A 668-nucleotide genomic window follows, 5' to 3' on the forward strand; every position below is an offset into this window, starting at 1 on the left:
CCTCAGGGGCTTTTCCGTTTTAGGGCAGAGACATGAGCAAACAATCCTTTCTATCCGCCAGTGTTGTGCTGGCACTCAGTGCAGCACCGGCCAGCGGGGCCATTCATCTCCTGTCGGATGCTGTGAAGGTGGATACCCACAGCAGCAGTAAACGCAGTGTTGTCACCATTACCCGAACCGGCAAATTTAACGATCCGCGTTATGGCGAATTCGAACTGACCCAGCAAATGTTCGATGACCTGGTCAAAAACTTCAACGAGAACGTCTATGGCCAGGAAATCAACATCGACATTGCGCACCAGCCTGAAAATGGTGCCGGGGCGGTGGTGCGTCGCCTGTTTACCGACCGCGGTCGATTACGTGCAGAGGTGGAGTGGTACGAACTCGGCATAAGCAAAGTTACCAAAGAAGGCTTTAAATACCTGAGCGCCGAAATTCATCCCAATTACGTCAGTAACGAGCAGGGGCAGAACGGCCAGTATCAGGAATTTGGCCCAACGCTGCTGGGCGCCGGGCTGGTCACACGGCCATGCATCAAAAACCTCGACAAAATCGAGCTGAGCGAAGCCAGCCTGCACGATTGCCCAACCTACCTTTCCGAGTCACTGGCGAATAAATTCTCTGAGGAACGACAAACAATGTGGGAACAACTGATCGCACTGTTCGAA

General features: G+C 53.0%; 1 pseudogene. It reads left to right on the forward strand.

Annotation, left to right across the window (positions count from 1 at the left end):
* Window positions 1–32 precede the first annotated feature (32 nt).
* A pseudogene (locus EA58_RS21095) lies at window positions 33–668 on the forward strand (phage protease); the annotation flags it as partial.

The organism is Photobacterium galatheae (assembly GCF_000695255.1).
Taxonomy (GTDB): domain Bacteria; phylum Pseudomonadota; class Gammaproteobacteria; order Enterobacterales; family Vibrionaceae; genus Photobacterium; species Photobacterium galatheae.